This window comes from Halobacillus sp. ACCC02827 (assembly GCF_030291935.1).
Classification (GTDB): domain Bacteria; phylum Bacillota; class Bacilli; order Bacillales; family Halobacillaceae; genus Halobacillus.
Genome location: NZ_CP128168.1, coordinates 3659606 through 3676902 on the forward strand (window position 1 = coordinate 3659606; position 17297 = coordinate 3676902).

The following is a 17297-nucleotide window of genomic DNA, read 5'->3' on the forward strand; positions in this document are numbered from 1 at the left end:
AAAGAAGAGGCCGGGTGACCTCCTTTTCCTGCCTTCACTCTTTTTCTTTATCAAAATATGCTAAAATCCGCTCTAAATCGTCTTCATTCATGAATTCGATCTCAATCTTCCCTTTACGCTTGCCTTTATGGATCTTTACCCCGGTACCGAGACGTTCCTTCAAGGAGGTCTCCTGCTCCCTCAGGAAAATATCCTGTGCTTCCTGCTTCGGCTTTTGTTTCCTGCCGTTTCGGTTTATTTCCTGAATGATCTGCTCTACCTGACGGACATTCAACGATTCCCGTTCGATTCTATCAACGAGCTTTAACTGGACATCTTTGTCTTTCAATCCCAGCAGAGCCCGTCCGTGCCCCATGGACAACGTTCCGTCATTAATCTTCGCCGTCACCTGTCGCGGAAGTGCGAGCAGACGAATCAGATTCGCTATATGAGACCTGCTTTTCCCAAGACGATTCGCAAGCATCTCCTGTGTGACATCGAGTTCTCTGATCAATTGCTCGTAGGATTTCGCTTCCTCGATCGGCGTCAAATCTTCCCGCTGCAGGTTTTCCAAGAGGGCAAGTTCCATCATCTGCTCATCCGTCAACGGCTGGATGATCGCAGGGATCGTCTCCAGTTCGGCAAGTTTCGCTGCACGATACCGGCGTTCTCCGACCACGATCTCGTAGCCTTTAATACTCTGCCTCACGACAAGAGGCTGAAGAATTCCGTGTTCTTCAATGGATTGTTTCAACCCGCTTAAGCTTTCATCATCGAAATACTTCCTGGGCTGATAAGGGTTGGGACGGCAATCTTTAATCGCAATCGTTTCTAGTTGTTTGTCATCGATGTTCTCTGTGTTGGTAATTAAAGCGTCAAGACCTTTACCTAACCCTCTCTCCATTTATGATCACTTCCTTCGCTAATTCTAGATAGACTTCTGCTCCCTTGGCTTTGGCATCATAGAGGATCACCGGACGTCCGTGGCTCGGAGCTTCACTCAGCCGGACATTGCGCGGGATGATAGACCGATAGACTTTCTCCCGAAAATATTTCTTCACTTCTTCAATCACTTCTATACCCAGGTTGGTACGGGCATCCAACATCGTCAAAAGGACCCCCTCGATCATAAGCCGCTTATTCAGATGCTTTTGGACGAGGCGGATCGTGTTGAGCAATTGGCTCAGCCCTTCCAACGCATAATATTCGCACTGCACCGGAATAAGGACAGAATCGGAGGCCGTCAAAGCATTCAACGTCAGCAGCCCTAAAGAAGGGGGACAGTCGATGATGACATAATCATACTCATCTTTTACGCGGTCGATCGCTTTTTTCAGTCTTACTTCCCGGGAAATAATCGGGACCAACTCAATCTCTGCACCCGCAAGCTGAATCGTGGCGGGGATGATATCAAGACGTGGAGCAAGCGTGGATGTCCTGACACGTGCAGGATCCAGATCGTCGACAAGTATATTGTAAATACAGTGGTCGAGGTCGCCTTTTTCTACACCGACACCGCTTGTAGCGTTGCCTTGAGGATCGATATCGACAAGCAGAACCTTATAGTCAAGATGCGCCAGCCCTGCACTGACATTGACCGCCGTCGTCGTTTTCCCGACGCCGCCCTTCTGGTTAGCGATGGAAATCACTCTACCCATGGTGTCACCTGCCTCTTTCGCTTTTCTTTCATCTTACCATTTATTAGCAGACATAGGCAGAAGGACTTAAAAAAATCCCATCTTCACTAAGCGTCAAGATGGGTCCCCGTACGATCATGGTTTCTTTTTCGGTATTTTAATTGTGATCTGATAATAGTCATCATGATCTTCTTCGTCCGTTTCGAGATCGATGCCGGTATCTGTCACCATCGTCAAAGACTGTCGAATCGTATTCATCGCGATCCGCATATCCTTGTTGACACCTTTCATCCTCGGTTTCTTCTTCTTCGGTTTCGGATCCATCCATTTGGCGATCCGTTCTTCCGTCTGTTTCACGTTCAACTGTTTCTCAATGATTTCGGCAAGCATCTTTTCCTGAAGTTCCGGATCTTTCAATCCGATCAGGGCGCGCGCATGCCGTTCCGTAATCTGCTTATCCATGACAGCCTGCTGTACGACTTCCGGAAGCTTTAACAACCGCATCTTATTCGCAATCGTCGACTGACTCTTACCTAATCGTTGAGCCAGCGCTTCCTGTGTCAGTTCCTGCAGTTCAATCAGACGTGCGTACGCTACCGCTTCTTCAATGACCGTTAACTCTTCCCGCTGCAGGTTTTCGATAAGGGCCACCGATGCCGTCTGGGAATCATTCATCTCACGGATGATCGCAGGAACCTCTTCCCAGCCGAGCGACTGGACGGCCCGCCATCTGCGTTCACCGGCGATCAGTTCATAATCTTCTTCGTTTAACCGACGAAGAACGATCGGCTGAATCATCCCATGCGTATGTATCGTCTGGGCGAGTTCGCTAATCTTCTCGTTGTTAAATATCGCTCGAGGTTGGTAACGGTTCGGCTGTACACGTTCGACCGGAACCTGCACAACTTCATCGGGACTGTAGCCTTCTTCTTCATTGCTGCCTTTATCCGAATCCGGTTTGTCCCCTAGCCCGAATAAACGACCAAAAGGATGTAACACGATCAGACACCACCTTTATACGATCGAGCATACGCATTTCATCATAGATTGCTGTATTTTGAAATATAAAAAGCGCCGCAGGCTTGTTGGCTGCTGCGCGTACGTATGCCGTTTTTCATTTCTTTCCTACATTTTATCATATTTGCTTCCGTAAAAGTATCGAGAAGGTGGAAGAATTGTGTGACTCCTTTGTCGAATTCTCCCATCGATCACTACGGAAAGGGTTATTTTTCGCGGTTTCCACGCATCCCATCGTTGGCTGATGATGGCAAAAACCGTCGATATATTTTCTTTAACCCTATGAATTTAACATCCGGAACGTAATCTTGGAATGCCTCCGGGCGAAAATGCGCAAAACGCCCTACATGTGCTTCTTTAGTCCAGCCATCCTTTTCGTCTTGCGATGAAGGCTGCTTCCGTCCTGTTCTGCGCATCCAGCTTGCTCATGATTTCCGATAAATAATTCCGGACGGTGCCGCTTGATAAATACAAAGATTCGCTGATCTGCTTCGTGCTGCAGCCTTTCTCCACACAACGGAGAATCTCCTCTTCCCGGTCGTTGAGAGGCGACGCTTCCGTCGTAAACATCTGATGGATCAACTCCGGACTGATGACCTGCTTTCCGTTCATCACCTGACGGATGTAATCGGCCAGTTCCTCACTCGGGGTATCCTTTAATAAATACCCATCGACCTTTTCTTTCCAGGCATCCTCCAAGTACCCCCGTTTGGAAAACGTCGTCAGAATTAGGATCTTCGTCTCCAGACCATTAGCTTTCGCCTCTTTCAGGACTTCGACTCCCGTCATCAGCGGCATTTCGATGTCGAGCAGGGCGATATCCGGCCGCTTCGTCTCCATCAATCGGAGCGCCTCTCTGCCATCGGCAGCCTCTCCGATCACTTCGAAATCGGCTTCCATACTAAGCAGCGTCCGCAGCGCACTGCGGAGCATCGTCTGATCCTCTGCGATAATGATCGAAAGCATACGCATTCCTCCTTATTTTTGAACTTTCGGCACATGAACGACCAACACGGTCCCGCGCTGTTTGGCGGATTCTATATTCATACGGCCGCTGATCATATGCAGCCGCTCCTCCATCCCAAGCAACCCGTTTCCCGGCTCACCCTTAAACCCGATTCCGTCATCGCTGATCGTCATCCGCACTTCTTCCGGTAAATCTTCCACGCGGATCGTACATCTGCTCGCGAAGCTGTGACGGATCACGTTGGTGATGCTTTCCCGCAGACTGTAGGCGAGGATATTCTCATAGAGCGGATTCAAACCATGGACAGGAACAGGAGCATCAACGACCGCTTCCATTTCCATTTCCCGCAAAAGCTTTTCTGCGTGGATCAGCTCTTCCCGGAACGACAGCTGCTTCAAATCAGAAACGATCTCCCTGATCTGGTTCAGAACAGTACGTGAAATCGTGTGGATTTCCTTGATTTCTCTCTCTGCCTGTTCGATTTTATCAGGCAGAGAGCGCCTGGCAATGTCGCTTTTCAATGTAATCATCGACAGCGTCTGGCCGACCGTATCGTGCAGATCGCGCCCGATTCGTTCCCGTTCCTGCTGCTTGACGAGCTCTTCGATGCGTCGATTCGCTTTCGAGAGCTGCTCTTTCATATTCCACGATTTGACCTCGTTCCGGATCCCGACTGGAATGGCCGCAACAAGAATCATAGCAGCTACAATAGTGGAGAAATCGATGACTCGCGACGAATACAGAGTCAGCATATATAATTCAAAGAATAAAAGCGGAGCAAGCATATACACGACAATGATCTTCCAGCGCTTATGGATGAAATACAGCGAATAAGTCGTATAAATCGATAAATAAATGAATGTCTCATGAAAGAAGAAGAGCAGCACAGCAAGAAGTGCCGTCATACCGAGAGCGTCAAAGAAAGCCCGGGAAGGATGCCAGTACATATCCCGGAACATAAGGAAGAAGACAAGCAAAAGAAGAAGGCCGAAGCCTCCCTCCCAGCCACCCGTGGCTATCAATGCAATAAGCGGAACAAGCATATAAATCAGCCAGAACAACGGGGCACGCCCGTATTTTTCCGGAAACAATCTCATGACATTCATCCTTCCTGAAAACGGCGGTACGTCCACAAGGATCCCGTGAGGAAAAAGAGGAAGTAGCCGGCCAGCACAATAATTGTCAAAGCGGATATCGATTCTCCTGCAAGGATCGACCATGCCCCGTCCGCATACAGGTGCCCCGGCGTCCACGCACCGACCTCCCTGACGAAGACCGGAAGCTGGCGGAGCGGCATCCACAGGCCGCCGATGATCGCGAGTCCAAGTGTAATCAAGTTAGCGAACCCGGCCGCCGTCTCCGCTGTTTTGAAGACAGACACCCACGTTCCAAGTGCCAGGAACGGAAGGATCGCAAGCCACACCCATGCAACGATTTTAACCCACGTATAGAAACCCAAATCGATATCCTTCCAGTTCGCAACGATGATAAACATAAACAGAATGACGGCCAGGTTCAATACCATCAAAGCAGAGAGTCTTCCAAGGAAATACTGCCAATGCTTCATCGGAAGCGACTTCACCCATGACATCCACGGCTGTCTCCGGTCATGAAGCAGCTGAATCCCCATTGTCGTCACCGAGGCACTCATCATGCTGAAGCAGGTCATCGAGACGAGAAAGTACGCTTTCCACTCCGTTCCGTCGATCATCACTGTATCATCGACCGTCTGTGTGTATATCGCATAGAATACAAGCGGCATCAACATTGAGAATATAATGAAATACGGATTTCTTCCCATACGTAAAAGCTCAATCTTCATAACGTTATACCATGTTTTCATTGTGAATTCCTTCCTTTCCGAGCAATTCTTCATAAAAATGTTCGACTGTATGCTTCTCTACCGTCAAATTCCGGAAGGGCACCGCCTCCCGGACGAGCCATGTAATCCATTCGTCCGATCGGTCCGTCTTGAGCTCCCACCGTAATGTCAGGCCGTTTCTCTGAAATCCGGCGCCTTCCAATAAGTCTCGCGGCGTTGATCCGCTTAAGTCGAACCGGATCCAGGAGTGCGTCTGTTCGATATCAGATACGGTTTGGTCGGATTTGAGCCGGCCCTTTTCCATAAACAGCACACGATCTCCAAGCAAGGATGCTTCCTGCAGCAAATGTGTCGTCATCAGAATCGTCATTCCCTGCTGTTTCAACTGTCGGATCTGTTCATACACATGCTTTCTTGCCGACACGTCCATCCCCGCTGTCGGTTCATCCATGATCAAGAGCTTCGGACGACCGACAAGAGCAAGAGCGAAGATCAGCTTCCGCTTCTGGCCGATACTGAGATGGTCTGTCTTCACCTTCGCTTGCTCCGTCAAACCGGACAATTGGAGCACCTCTTCATACGACAGCGGATCCGGATACATCTTCCTTGTGAACTGGATGAGTTCTTTTATCGTGACACGATCCATCAGCGAAGCATCCTGCAGGACATAACCGACCTGCCGGGTTCCATCGCTCCAGTCGAACCTTCCGCTCTCTGCACGGATATTGCCCATGATCCATTGGAGCAGCGTCGTTTTCCCAGCCCCGTTCGCACCGAGAAGCAGGACACATTCCCCCTCCGAAAGTTCCATGGATACGTCATCCAGCGCCGTCGTTTTTCCATATTTCTTCGTTACATTCGATAGCTTCAACATCCCGCCTCTTCCTTTCCAGGTCTTTCGTTACATCTATCGTATCAGGATGCGGAGGAAATAATTAGAAAGCATTGTCATGATGAAAGATGACAATTGTCATCTTTTATTCGTTTCACATGAAACAAGCATCCTCTCTTGTAATAATTGGCGGGTTTTGTGGAAAAATGAGCACAACAACTAAGAGAGCAGGTGATTGGATGGATGGGAGCAGTTATAAAGCAGGCGATGTCGTCTATGTCGTTTACCGCAATCCGCATACGTATGATGTAGCGAATGTTCAGGAGGCGGCCGTGGTGAACGACCCGGAAAACCCGGGTTCCCTGGCATTATTTTTGTATGAAACGTATTTTCCACTGGATGAGAGCATAGCCGTCTATGCATCCGAAGGGGAAGCGGAGCGGGCCTACTATGATGCGTTCGGCGGTGTGGAATCGGAGGGAGATCTGTGGTAAAACCATTCGTACCGGAACTGGTCTATATAGAGCCGCGGGCGCTCGATTACCCCTTAGGCCGGGAATTAAAAGAGAAATTCGAAAACATGGGCATCGAAATTCGTCAAACGACGTCGCATAATCAGGTCAGGAACCTCCCCGGAGAGAACGATTTCCAAAAATACCGGATGGCGAAATCGACGCTCGTCGTCGGTGTAAGGAAAACGCTCAAATTCGATACGTCTAAACCATCGGCTGAATACGCGATCCCGCTAGCGACCGGGTGCATGGGGCACTGCCATTACTGCTACCTGCAGACGACGATGGGGAGCAAACCATATATTCGGACCTATGTGAATGTGGAGGAGGTCTTTGATGCTGCCGAGCAGTATATGAAGGAACGAATGCCGGAGGAAACCCGTTTCGAAGCGTCCTGTACGTCGGATATCGTCGGCATCGATCACTTGACCCATTCCCTCAAACGGGCAATTGAATATTTCGGGGAATCCGACCACGGAAGGCTGCGGTTCGTGACGAAGTTCGCTCATGTCGATCATCTGCTGGACGCGAAACATAACGGCAGGACACGCTTCCGCTTCAGCATGAACGCGGACTATGTCATCAAGTACTTAGAGCCCGGCACTTCCCGCCTGGACGAGCGGATCGAGGCAGCTGCCAAAGTAGCGAAGGCAGGCTATCCTCTCGGGTTCATCATCGCACCGATTTATCTGTACGACGATTGGAAGGAAGGGTACCGGGTGCTGTTTGAGAAGCTACACGACAAACTCCCGGACTACGCCACGAAAGATTTGACGTTCGAACTGATCCAGCACCGCTTTACGAAGCCTGCCAAGCGCGTCATTGAGAAAAATTATCCGATGACAAAGCTTGAGATGGATGAGGAGAAGAGAAAGTACAAATGGGGTCGATACGGAATTGGGAAATACGTGTACCAGACCGACGAACAGGAAGATATGAAGAAGACGCTCGGCGGGTATATTAATCAGTACTTCCCGGAAGCAAGTCTCGAATACTTTACTTGATCAGGGCGCCTTGTGCGCCTTTTTGTCTGCCTGAAAAACATCGTCCGTGTTTTATTTTTCCAAAAAGGTGGAATGAGCATACAAAACATTCCACAGAGGAGGATGAAGCATGACACGATATAATCGACAGACAGATGGACAGCCGGCACAGGAACAAGGAAGCCAGCCCGGAATGGAGAGTGAAATGCAGCCATTGCCGCTCCAAGCGGATACAGATTACCAAAGCGGAAATAAACTACAAGGAAAAGTCGCCCTGATCACCGGCGGGGACAGCGGAATTGGAAGGTCTGTCGCTATTGGATACGCGAAGGAGGGGGCAGACGTTGCCATTTCGTATCTGGAGGAGCACGAGGATGCCGAGCACACGAAGCAGCTCGTCGAAGCAGAAGGTCGCCGGGCGATTCTGATCGCAGGCGATGTCGGTGATGAAGATGTTTGTAAGCAGGCGGTTCAGCGAACAGTGGATGAGCTGGGACAGCTGGATATTCTCGTCAACAACGCTGCGGAACAGCATCCGAAGGACGATTTGTTGGATATTACTACAGAACAACTGGAAAGCACGTTCCGCACGAATATTTTTTCTATGTTCCATTTGACGAAAGCAGCGATTCCACATTTGAAACAAGGAAGCGCGATCATCAACACCGCTTCCATTAATCCATATACAGGCAACCCGCAGCTTGTCGATTATACAGCGACGAAAGGGGCCGTTGTCGCCTTCACCCGTTCCATGGCCCAACAGCTCGTCGACAAAGGAATCCGCGTGAACGGAGTCGCTCCGGGACCGATCTGGACACCGCTCATTCCAGCGACTTTCCCGAAAGAAGACGTCGAAGAATTCGGTACCAGTACGCCGATGGGCCGCCCGGGGCAGCCGGTCGAACACGTCGGAAGCTACGTCCTGCTTGCTTCTGATGATTCCACCTACATCACAGGTCAGTTCATCCATATCAACGGAGGAATGTACACATCAAGCTGAGAGAGGAATAGAAACCATGCCAGAAGGACCGGAAATCCGCCGTGCCGCCGACCAAGTCGAAAAGGCACTGATGGATCGAGAAGTGATCGATGTCTTCTTTGCTTTTGAACAGCTGAAGCCGTATGAAGAGATTCTGAGAGGGGCCGGCATCCGGAGAGTGGACACAAAGGGGAAAGCGATGCTCATCCGCTTCAACAACGGCTATACGATCTACTCGCACAACCAGCTGTATGGGAAGTGGATGATCCGTAACGCCTACAACTACCCGAAAACGAACCGGCAGCTCCGGCTCGCCATCCATAATGAGAAGAAGTCCGCATTGTTATACAGCGCATCGGACATTGAAGTGCTGCGCGATGAAGAAGTACCGGCGCATCCATTCATCGCTAAAGTCGGCCCCGACATCTTAAGTGAGACCGTAACCCCTGAAGAATTAACCGCTCGCTTCGAAGAGAAACGGTTCCGGAACAGACGGTGGACGTCCCTGCTTTTGGACCAGGCGTTCATTGCAGGAATCGGCAATTATCTGCGCAGTGAAATCCTGTTTGCTGCCGGTATTTATCCGGAAACGCGCCCTGCTGACAGTACCGAAGAACAAAAAAGGAAAGCAGCCGAAGCGACCATTGATTTGATGTGGCAGTCCTACCGCCATAAAGGAATCACAAACGACCTCGACCTGGCAGAGCGCTTAAAAAAAGAAGGTGTGAAGCGGAAGGATTATCGTCACTGGGTGTTCAACCGCGAGGGCCGTCCGTGCCGCATCGACGGCACCCCCATTGTTAAATTCCGCGCCGGCTCCAGGCGCTGCTATTACTGCCCTACCTGTCAAAAGGAATGAGTTCAGAGTCCGTATGACGGCAAAAGGCCAGCCCGCACTGTTACGTGCGGCCTGGCCTTTTTTAAGAATAAAAGATATGCTCTGCGTGAATGCCGCCCTCCAACAGCGTCAGTATTCCGAAAGAATAGAATGGAAGGCTGCGTTTATCCGTCGCCGAGCCCGGATTAAACAGCAGCGTCTTCTTATGGTAACGAAGATACGGAATATGGGAGTGGCCGAAGAGAACGATATCGACCTCCCCCTCTTCAAACGACTCCAAAGCCCGGCGTTCTGTCGTCTTCTTATCCCCGTGTCCATGAACGAGACCGAAACGCACACCCCCGAGTGTCACTACCTGCTTTTCCGGAAGCAATTCTCTGATCTCCCCGCCGTCCACGTTTCCATAAACGCCGTACAGCGCGGATTTTTCCTTCAATGTTTCATAGACATCCAGCGATTGAAAATCTCCGAGATGGAAGACGGCATCGGCAGAAGGAAGCTCCTTCATTAACCGCTCCGGCAGCTCTTTCGCTTTCTTCGGCATATGTGTATCTGCTGTGACCACAATCTTCATGCTTCTCCTCCTCTACCAAAAAAGCCCCTCTATCCGGAGACAGAGGGGGCTTTCTCATCATTGAATCGGTGTTTTGTTCGGTGTTCCTGCTTTACGCGGATACTTCTTCGGAGTCTTCCGGCGTTTTTCAATAATGGCAATGTTCCGTTCGCTTCCTTCTTGTGGAAGCTCAAACGTGTGCACATCGATGACTTCACCACCGACAGTTTGAATGGCAATGTTTGCATCTTCCATCTCATCCATCAGGTTCGGCCCCTTCATAGCAAGGAAACGACCGCCTTTGGCCGCGAGCGGGATACACAGTTCACTGAGTACGGACATGCGTGCAACAGCCCTTGCCATGACCAGGTCATAGCTTTCACGGAAGTTGGCGTTTTTCCCGAAATTCTCGGCTCTGTCATGATAAAAAGCGACATCGTCAAGCTCCAATTCATGAGCTAAGTGATTCAGGAAAGTGATCCGTTTCTTCAAGGAATCCACAATGGTCACTTTCAAATGCGGAAAAGCGATTTTCAGCGGCAGGCTCGGGAATCCGGCACCCGCTCCGACATCACAGATGCGAAGCGGCTTGCTGAAATCGTAATAGAATGCAGCGGTCAGCGAGTCATAGAAGTGTTTCAAATAAACGCCTTCCTGATCGGTAATGGCTGTCAGGTTCATCTTCTCGTTCCATTCGACAAGAATTTCGAAGTAACGCTGGAACTGGTGCTGCTGTTTCTCGTCAAGATCGATCCCTTTTTCTTTCAATGCTTGTATAAAGGTTGCGGTATCCATACGTCCATCCCTTCGATTTATTCTCCTGAAACGCGTGCAATCTGACCCTGCTCAATATAGACAAGCAGAATCGATACGTCCGCAGGGTTGACCCCGGACACACGGGAAGCCTGCCCTACAGAAAGCGGACGAACCGTTTTCAGGCGGTCTTTCGCTTCGGTAGCCAGTCCGTTGATCGCATCGTAATCGATGTTTTCAGGAATTTTCTTGTTATCCATCTTCTTCATCCGTTCGATCTGTTCCAGCGCCTTCTTAATATAGCCGCTGTATTTGACCTGGATCTCGACCTGTTCTTTGACCGCTTCTGGAAGCCTCACATCACTCGGTGTCACACGCTCCAGATGGCTGTAGCTCATTTCCGGACGCTTCAGAAGATCGGTCGCACGAATAGCATCCTTCAGTTTGGATCCGCCCGCCTCTTCTATGACAGCCTGGACTTCCTCCGTCTCTTTCAGGATGACTTTATCCAAACGCTTCTGTTCTTCCTCAATCAACCGTTTCTTCTCAAGGAAACGCTTGTAGCGGTCCTCCGTGATGAGTCCCAGCTGATAGCCGATTTCCGTCAGGCGGAGATCCGCATTATCATGGCGCAGCATCAGACGGAATTCCGCACGGGAAGTAAGCAGACGGTACGGTTCGCCTGTTCCTTTCGTGACAAGGTCGTCGATCATAACACCGATATAGCCTTGAGAACGATCGAGTACAAGTGTTTCGAGATCAAGCGCCTTGGCCGCGGCATTGATGCCCGCCATCAACCCTTGTCCGGCTGCTTCTTCATACCCGGAAGTTCCGTTCAGCTGACCAGCTGTGAACAACCCGGAGATCTGTTTCGTCTCCAACGTCGGCCATAATTGGGTCGGAACGACGGAATCATACTCAATGGCATAACCGGCCCGCATGATTTCAGCATTCTCAAGTCCGGGAACGGTACGCATCATTTCATGCTGGACGGATTCCGGCATCGATGTCGACATTCCCTGTACATAAACTTCTTCCGTCTCACGGCCTTCCGGTTCAAGGAAGATCTGGTGGCGCGGCTTGTCATTGAAACGAACGATTTTGTCCTCGATGGACGGACAATAGCGCGGTCCTGTCCCCTTGATCGCACCGGAATACATCGCAGACAGTCCGAGGTTATCATTGATGACTTTGTGTGTTTCTTCGTTCGTATACGTCAACCAGCACGGTATCTGATCCGTGATGAATTCCGTCGTTTCATAGGAAAAGGAGCGCGGCTCTTCTTCGCCTGGCTGGATTTCCGTCTTGGAATAGTCGATCGTCTTGCTGTTGACCCGCATCGGCGTTCCCGTCTTGAAACGGACCATGTCGATTCCGAGTTCTTCGAGCTGCTCGGAAAGCGATACAGTAGAGCGCTGGTTGTTCGGGCCGCTTTCATAGGAAAGGTCGCCGATGATGACGCGTCCGCGCATGAACGTTCCCGTCGTGATGACAACCGTCGGCGCGTAATACGCCGCATTGGTTTCCGTAACGACACCTTTCACTTCGTCGTCTTCCACGAGGATCTTTTCGACCATCGCCTGCTTCAAAGTCAGATTATCCTGCGTTTCAAGGACGCGCTTCATTTCTTTAATATACAGAGGTTTGTCCGCCTGAGCGCGCAGTGCACGGACAGCCGGTCCTTTTCGTGTGTTCAACAAACGCATCTGAATATGCGTTTTATCGATGACTTTCCCCATCGCTCCGCCGAGGGCGTCGATTTCTCTGACGACGATCCCTTTGGCAGGTCCGCCGATGGAAGGGTTACATGGCATGAAAGCGACCAGATCAAGGTTCAAAGAAAGCATGAGGGTTTTCGCACCACGGCGTGCCGCAGCAAGCCCCGCTTCCACTCCTGCATGACCGGCGCCGACTACGATTACATCATAATGCCCTGCATCAAATGTCATTTGGGTGTCTCTCCTTTTTTGTTCTACATCTATTCAAAAAAACTTCCTACTCAACAATTACTTCCCTAAACAGAACTGAGAGAACAACTGGTCGATCAAACTGTCATGGACGGTATCTCCGACGATCTCTCCGAGGATCTCCCATGTTCTCGTTACATCAATCTGTACAACATCAAGCGGCACACCCATTTCCATGCCGTCCCGGGCATCTTCCAGGGCCTGCTTCGCCTGTTTCAAAAGCTGTACGTGACGAACGTTCGACACATAGGTCATATCTCCGGCATCAAGCTCCCCCTCGAAGAAGGTATCTGCGATCGCTTTCTCCAGCTGATCGATTCCTTCTTCACGGATCAGTGCTGTCGTAATAACCGGATGCTCTCCAGCCAATTCCTTGACCCGCTCCAGATCCAACCGATTCTCTAAGTCCATCTTATTGACGATGACGATGACGTTCATATCCTGAATGGCTTTCAGAAGCTCTTCATCTTCTTGATTGAATTCATCCCCATAGTTTAACACAAACAGAATGAGGTCTGCTTCCTGCAATACTTGTCGGGATCGTTCGACACCAATCCGTTCGACAATGTCTTCCGTTTCCCTGATTCCCGCCGTATCGACGAGCCGGAGCGGTACACCGCGGACGTTGACATACTCCTCGATCACGTCCCGTGTCGTTCCGGGGATCTCCGTGACGATGGCTTTGTTTTCATGCACAAGCGCGTTCATCAAGGAAGACTTTCCGACGTTCGGGCGCCCGATGATCGCCGTACCGAGACCTTCGCGAAGGATTTTCCCCTGTCGCGCTGTTTCCAAAAGACTCGTCACTTCCGCATGGACTTCCTTCGTCTTCTCTTTCATCATTTCATGGGACATCTCTTCCACGTCGTCATATTCTGGATAATCGATGTTCACTTCGACATGAGCAAGCGTTTCTAAAAGCTTCTGCCGCAGATCTTGAATCAGCTTCGACAGACGGCCGTCCATCTGCTTTAATGCGACGTTCATCGCCCGGTCCGTCTTCGCACGGATCAGGTCCATCACCGCTTCCGCCTGGGATAAATCAATTCGACCGTTCAAAAACGCCCGTTTCGTAAACTCTCCCGGCTCCGCAAGTCTCGCACCACTTGCCAGGATGATTTCAAGCAGACGATTTACAGAGACAAGGCCGCCGTGACAGTTGATCTCAACGACGTCTTCTCTTGTGAATGTTTTCGGCGCGCGCATGACAGATACCATAACCTCTTCCGCCACGTCGCCCGTTTCCGGATCGATGATTTTCCCGTAATGCATCGTGTGGGATGCCGCTTCGTTCAAATCTTTCCCTCTGAATAATTTCGCTGCAATCGATACAGCTTCTGGCCCGCTCAACCGGACGATGGCAATCGCACCTTCCCCCATAGGGGTCGATATCGCCGTTATCGTATCCGTTTCCACACGCCTTCACCTCCTGAAAATAAATCGTTCATCTATAGTTATCCACAATCGTTATTTTTCGTTACCACTAACATCTTACCTTACCACACACCCACGCGTTTTGAAAAGATATCAACACGTCGCAGCTGTTTTTTGGTTATCCACATGTGTATAAACGGTTTCTATCATATTTCCCTCATTCAGAGACAGGAATACAAGCAGCAGAAACAAAAAAATACCTCTGCCGGGGGCAGAAGTATTCTTAGCTTTCGAATCATGAAGGCCTGATAACGACATGTCTCCGCGGATCGTTTCCGGCAGAGTCCGTTATCACTCGCTTATGGTTCTGCAGTGCTGCATGGATGATTTTCCGCTCGTAGGAAGGCATCGGCTCCAGTTTGACTTCCTGGTTTGTCCGAACCGCCTTATCCGCAAGGCGCTGGGCCAATTGGTGAAGCGTCTCTTTCCTCCGCTCTCGATACCCTTCGGCATCGAGCATGACCGTATAGAAGATGTCCGATTCACGATTGACGACCAGCTGGGCCAGATATTGAAGGGAATTCAATGTCTGACCGCGCTTGCCGATGAGCATAGCGATCTTGTCCCCATGCAGTTCCATATAAATATCCCGTTGACGAATGTCTGTACGGATTTGAACAGGAGCTCCCATTTGTTCTGCTACGTCATAGATGAATGTCTCTGCATCCTGCACTGGATTTTTCTTAATCGATACTTTCACAATCGCTGGTTTGGAACCGAAACCGAGAAATCCTTTCTTACCTTCATCAATAACTTCAAGATCTACTTGATCCTTTGATGTCCGTAATTGCTCTAGTGCTGATTGGACCGCTTCATCAACTGTCGAACCTGTAGCAGTTACTTGTTTCACTCGCCTGCTCCTCCCGTCGCATCTTTCATCATCGGTTTACGGATGAAAATGGTTTGCAGAATCATCACGACGTTACCTACGATCCAGTACAACGCTAACGCGGATGGGAAGAAGAACGCGAATGTACCGATCATAAGCGGCATGATGTACAACATCATTTGCATTTGTGGGTTTTGGGCTGCGGCGCCGCCTGCCATCATCAATTTCTGCTGCAAGAATGTAGTCGCAGCTGTGAGAATAGCCAGGAACGGATCCGGGGAACCAAGCTCCAACCAAAGGAATGTGTGTGTCTGAATTTCCGCAGTCCGCATGATCGCATGATAGAACCCGATCAAGATCGGCATCTGTACAACGATCGGCAGACAGCCTGCCAAAGGATTGACGCCGTGCTTTTGGAAAAGCTGCATCGTTTCCTGCTGCAGTTTTTGTTGGGTCTGCTGGTCTTTAGAAGAATATTTCCCTCTTAATTCTTTCAATTCCGGCTGAATGTCCTGCATCGCCTTCGAACTTCTCAATTGCTTGATGTTCAAAGGAAGGAGGATCAACCGAATGATTACGGTGACGATGATGATCGCCAAACCGAAACTTCCGCTGGTCGCATCTGCGAAGAACGTGATGGTCTGTGACAAAGGCCAAACTACATATTCATTCCAAAATCCTGTACTATCCGCAGTGATATCCTGATTCACCTGGGTACACCCGGATAGGAACGTAAGCACTCCAGCCATTGCTAGAAGCGCTATCATTTTATTCCGCAACGTTTCGTTCCTCCTTATGAATCTCTTACAAGGTTCTATTAGAAAATTATGAAAACGTAAAACATACGGCCAACATTAGTTTAGCATTAGTACGCCTCATAATTCTATATTCTTACCGTTGAATTTTTTTATTAAGCAGCTTCGACCGGGAAAGGACGTGTGTCAAACTCCGCTTCATTTCGTGGAAATCCATTTGACTCGTCGGTTTGCGGGCGATCACTACCAAGTCATATTGAGGATGTATATGTTCTTCCAGTTCAAGGAACGCTTGTCTCAAATATCGTTTGATTTGATTACGCATGACTGCCGGGCCGATCTTCTTGCTGACAGATAAACCGATCCGGAAATGGGATTGGTCGGCCTTCTTTTTGTAGTAAAGGACCAGCTGTCGGTTTGCGAAGGATTGCCCACCTTGAAAAACCTGCTGAAACTCTTCATTTTTCTTAATCCGATAAGCTTTCTTCATCGAACACCCTCCAGAACTAGACAAAAAGGCAGCGCCGGGATGACGCCTCCTCTGCAATTAAAAGAGAAGAGGGACGAGAGATCCGCCCCTCTTCTGACCCTTATACTGAAAAAAAGACCACTGATTGTTTTCAGTGGCCTATGCTGATAAAACTTTTCTTCCTTTACGACGACGGCGTGCAAGAACTTTACGTCCATTTGCAGTGCTCATGCGTGAACGGAAGCCGTGTACTTTTTTACGCTTACGATTATTTGGTTGAAATGTGCGTTTCATTATATATACACCTCCTGGGAAATATTCCAATAATACATACATCTAAAAGGCAGTCCCGATTAGTATAATCAATGCCCCCCTGTTTTGTCAACTTCCATTTCCATACTTCTTCTCCCTTAAATCCAGACACCCGTTATATAACAGACTGTCTTATAACAGGAGGATCTTCTTCCAATTCACAGCGGAAAAACAACTTTTCTGGCGAACATTCACAGGTATTGTGTATAATTTTTCATGGAAATCAGACTATCCACAACAAATATCGACAAGTAAATCACAAAATATAGTGCTGTGGATTATTTTTATCTACAACGTGTAGCTATTGTGGATAAGTTCCGTGGAACCATTGCAAGACACTATTTTATCTGGTATTATATTTGTGCTTAACCGTGAATAGCTAAAAAACACGAAAAATCTTTTCCACAGGTTGTGGATAACGTGTGGACAGTTATTAACACACTTGTTTATGCAGTTATTCACAAGAATGTGGATAGTGAATATAAGAAGCTCGAACCCTATTACTATCAACTTTTCAAATATCCACATGCAAAAGAGTACTGGATCCCGAAAAACTTTATACAAATCTTATACGAATGCCTTTCGATCCTTTTGCTACGTTCGAAAAAGAGAACGAAAGGTTTTTTTGTTTTCCAATGAAACAGAAAGGGGTGAACATT

General features: G+C 49.2%; 19 protein-coding genes. 4 read left to right on the top strand and 15 right to left on the bottom strand.

Annotated features, from left to right (window positions below; translation table 11 throughout):
- Nucleotides 1–34 precede the first annotated feature (34 nt).
- The 7 genes from QRD89_RS19115 to QRD89_RS19145 form a co-directional block, all read right to left on the bottom strand.
- Entirely contained in the window at nt 35–883 is an 849-nt protein-coding gene (locus tag QRD89_RS19115) for a ParB/RepB/Spo0J family partition protein (protein ID WP_026577638.1), read from the bottom strand.
- Nucleotides 864–1637 carry a ParA family protein gene (locus QRD89_RS19120; protein WP_026577637.1) on the bottom strand — a complete coding sequence of 258 codons (774 nt, stop codon included), beginning with the start codon at nt 1635–1637 and terminating at the stop codon, nt 864–866. The genes QRD89_RS19115 and QRD89_RS19120 overlap by 20 nt, the downstream gene beginning before the upstream one ends.
- 114 nt (nt 1638–1751) lie before the next feature.
- Nucleotides 1752–2615: a nucleoid occlusion protein gene (gene noc, locus QRD89_RS19125; protein ID WP_026577636.1), complete on the bottom strand. Its 864-nt coding sequence runs from the start codon at nt 2613–2615 to the stop codon at nt 1752–1754.
- A gap of 375 nt (nt 2616–2990) precedes the next feature.
- On the bottom strand, nt 2991–3599 hold the full coding sequence (locus tag QRD89_RS19130; RefSeq protein WP_026577635.1) for a response regulator transcription factor: 609 nt from the start codon (nt 3597–3599) through the stop codon (nt 2991–2993).
- Nucleotides 3600–3611: 12 nt separating this feature from the next.
- Nucleotides 3612–4697 carry a sensor histidine kinase gene (locus QRD89_RS19135; RefSeq protein ID WP_241210940.1) on the bottom strand — a complete coding sequence of 362 codons (1086 nt, stop codon included), beginning with the start codon at nt 4695–4697 and terminating at the stop codon, nt 3612–3614.
- A 5-nt stretch (nt 4698–4702) separates the two neighbouring features.
- Entirely contained in the window at nt 4703–5443 is a 741-nt protein-coding gene (locus QRD89_RS19140) for an ABC transporter permease (protein WP_286096071.1), read from the bottom strand.
- Nucleotides 5427–6296 carry an ABC transporter ATP-binding protein gene (locus QRD89_RS19145; RefSeq protein ID WP_286096072.1) on the bottom strand — a complete coding sequence of 290 codons (870 nt, stop codon included), beginning with the start codon at nt 6294–6296 and terminating at the stop codon, nt 5427–5429. The genes QRD89_RS19140 and QRD89_RS19145 overlap by 17 nt, the downstream gene beginning before the upstream one ends.
- A gap of 197 nt (nt 6297–6493) precedes the next feature.
- Between QRD89_RS19145 and QRD89_RS19150 the strand changes: the two genes are divergently transcribed.
- The 4 genes from QRD89_RS19150 (at nt 6494) to nei (ending at nt 9587) form a co-directional block, all read left to right on the top strand.
- A complete protein-coding gene (locus QRD89_RS19150) occupies nt 6494–6748 on the top strand; it encodes a transcriptional regulator SplA domain-containing protein (protein WP_008638933.1) in 255 nt (84 codons plus the stop codon).
- Entirely contained in the window at nt 6742–7770 is a 1029-nt protein-coding gene (gene splB / locus QRD89_RS19155; RefSeq protein ID WP_008638935.1) for a spore photoproduct lyase, read from the top strand. Before QRD89_RS19150 ends, splB begins: the two co-directional genes overlap by 7 nt.
- Before the next feature lie 109 nt (nt 7771–7879).
- Complete coding sequence (locus tag QRD89_RS19160; RefSeq protein WP_008638937.1) at nt 7880–8749, top strand: SDR family oxidoreductase; 870 nt, start codon at nt 7880–7882, stop codon at nt 8747–8749.
- Between the two features lie 16 nt (nt 8750–8765).
- On the top strand, nt 8766–9587 hold the full coding sequence (gene nei / locus QRD89_RS19165) for an endonuclease VIII (protein ID WP_286096073.1): 822 nt from the start codon (nt 8766–8768) through the stop codon (nt 9585–9587).
- A gap of 61 nt (nt 9588–9648) precedes the next feature.
- On the opposite strand, the gene QRD89_RS19170 is transcribed toward nei, so the two are convergent.
- The 8 genes from QRD89_RS19170 to rpmH all read right to left on the bottom strand — a co-directional run bounded on the left by QRD89_RS19170 (nt 9649) and on the right by rpmH (nt 16620).
- The gene (locus tag QRD89_RS19170; RefSeq protein ID WP_286096074.1) at nt 9649–10140 is read right to left on the bottom strand and encodes a metallophosphoesterase family protein; all 492 of its coding nucleotides are present in this window, start codon (nt 10138–10140) and stop codon (nt 9649–9651) included.
- Nucleotides 10141–10197: 57 nt separating this feature from the next.
- Entirely contained in the window at nt 10198–10914 is a 717-nt protein-coding gene (gene rsmG / locus QRD89_RS19175) for a 16S rRNA (guanine(527)-N(7))-methyltransferase RsmG (protein ID WP_026577628.1), read from the bottom strand.
- 17 nt (nt 10915–10931) lie between these two features.
- A complete protein-coding gene (mnmG, locus tag QRD89_RS19180; RefSeq protein WP_008638946.1) occupies nt 10932–12821 on the bottom strand; it encodes a tRNA uridine-5-carboxymethylaminomethyl(34) synthesis enzyme MnmG in 1890 nt (629 codons plus the stop codon).
- Between the two features lie 57 nt (nt 12822–12878).
- Entirely contained in the window at nt 12879–14255 is a 1377-nt protein-coding gene (gene mnmE / locus QRD89_RS19185; protein WP_026577627.1) for a tRNA uridine-5-carboxymethylaminomethyl(34) synthesis GTPase MnmE, read from the bottom strand.
- A gap of 253 nt (nt 14256–14508) precedes the next feature.
- Nucleotides 14509–15123: an RNA-binding cell elongation regulator Jag/EloR gene (gene jag / locus QRD89_RS19190; RefSeq protein WP_008636183.1), complete on the bottom strand. Its 615-nt coding sequence runs from the start codon at nt 15121–15123 to the stop codon at nt 14509–14511.
- Nucleotides 15120–15881 carry a YidC family membrane integrase SpoIIIJ gene (spoIIIJ, locus tag QRD89_RS19195; RefSeq protein WP_008636181.1) on the bottom strand — a complete coding sequence of 254 codons (762 nt, stop codon included), beginning with the start codon at nt 15879–15881 and terminating at the stop codon, nt 15120–15122. The genes jag and spoIIIJ overlap by 4 nt, the downstream gene beginning before the upstream one ends.
- 112 nt (nt 15882–15993) lie before the next feature.
- Nucleotides 15994–16347 (bottom strand): ribonuclease P protein component, encoded by a 354-nt coding sequence (gene rnpA / locus QRD89_RS19200; protein ID WP_008636180.1) that lies wholly within the window; start codon nt 16345–16347, stop codon nt 15994–15996.
- 138 nt (nt 16348–16485) lie between these two features.
- Entirely contained in the window at nt 16486–16620 is a 135-nt protein-coding gene (rpmH, locus tag QRD89_RS19205) for a 50S ribosomal protein L34 (protein ID WP_081594803.1), read from the bottom strand.
- Between the last annotated feature and the right edge of the window lie 677 nt (nt 16621–17297).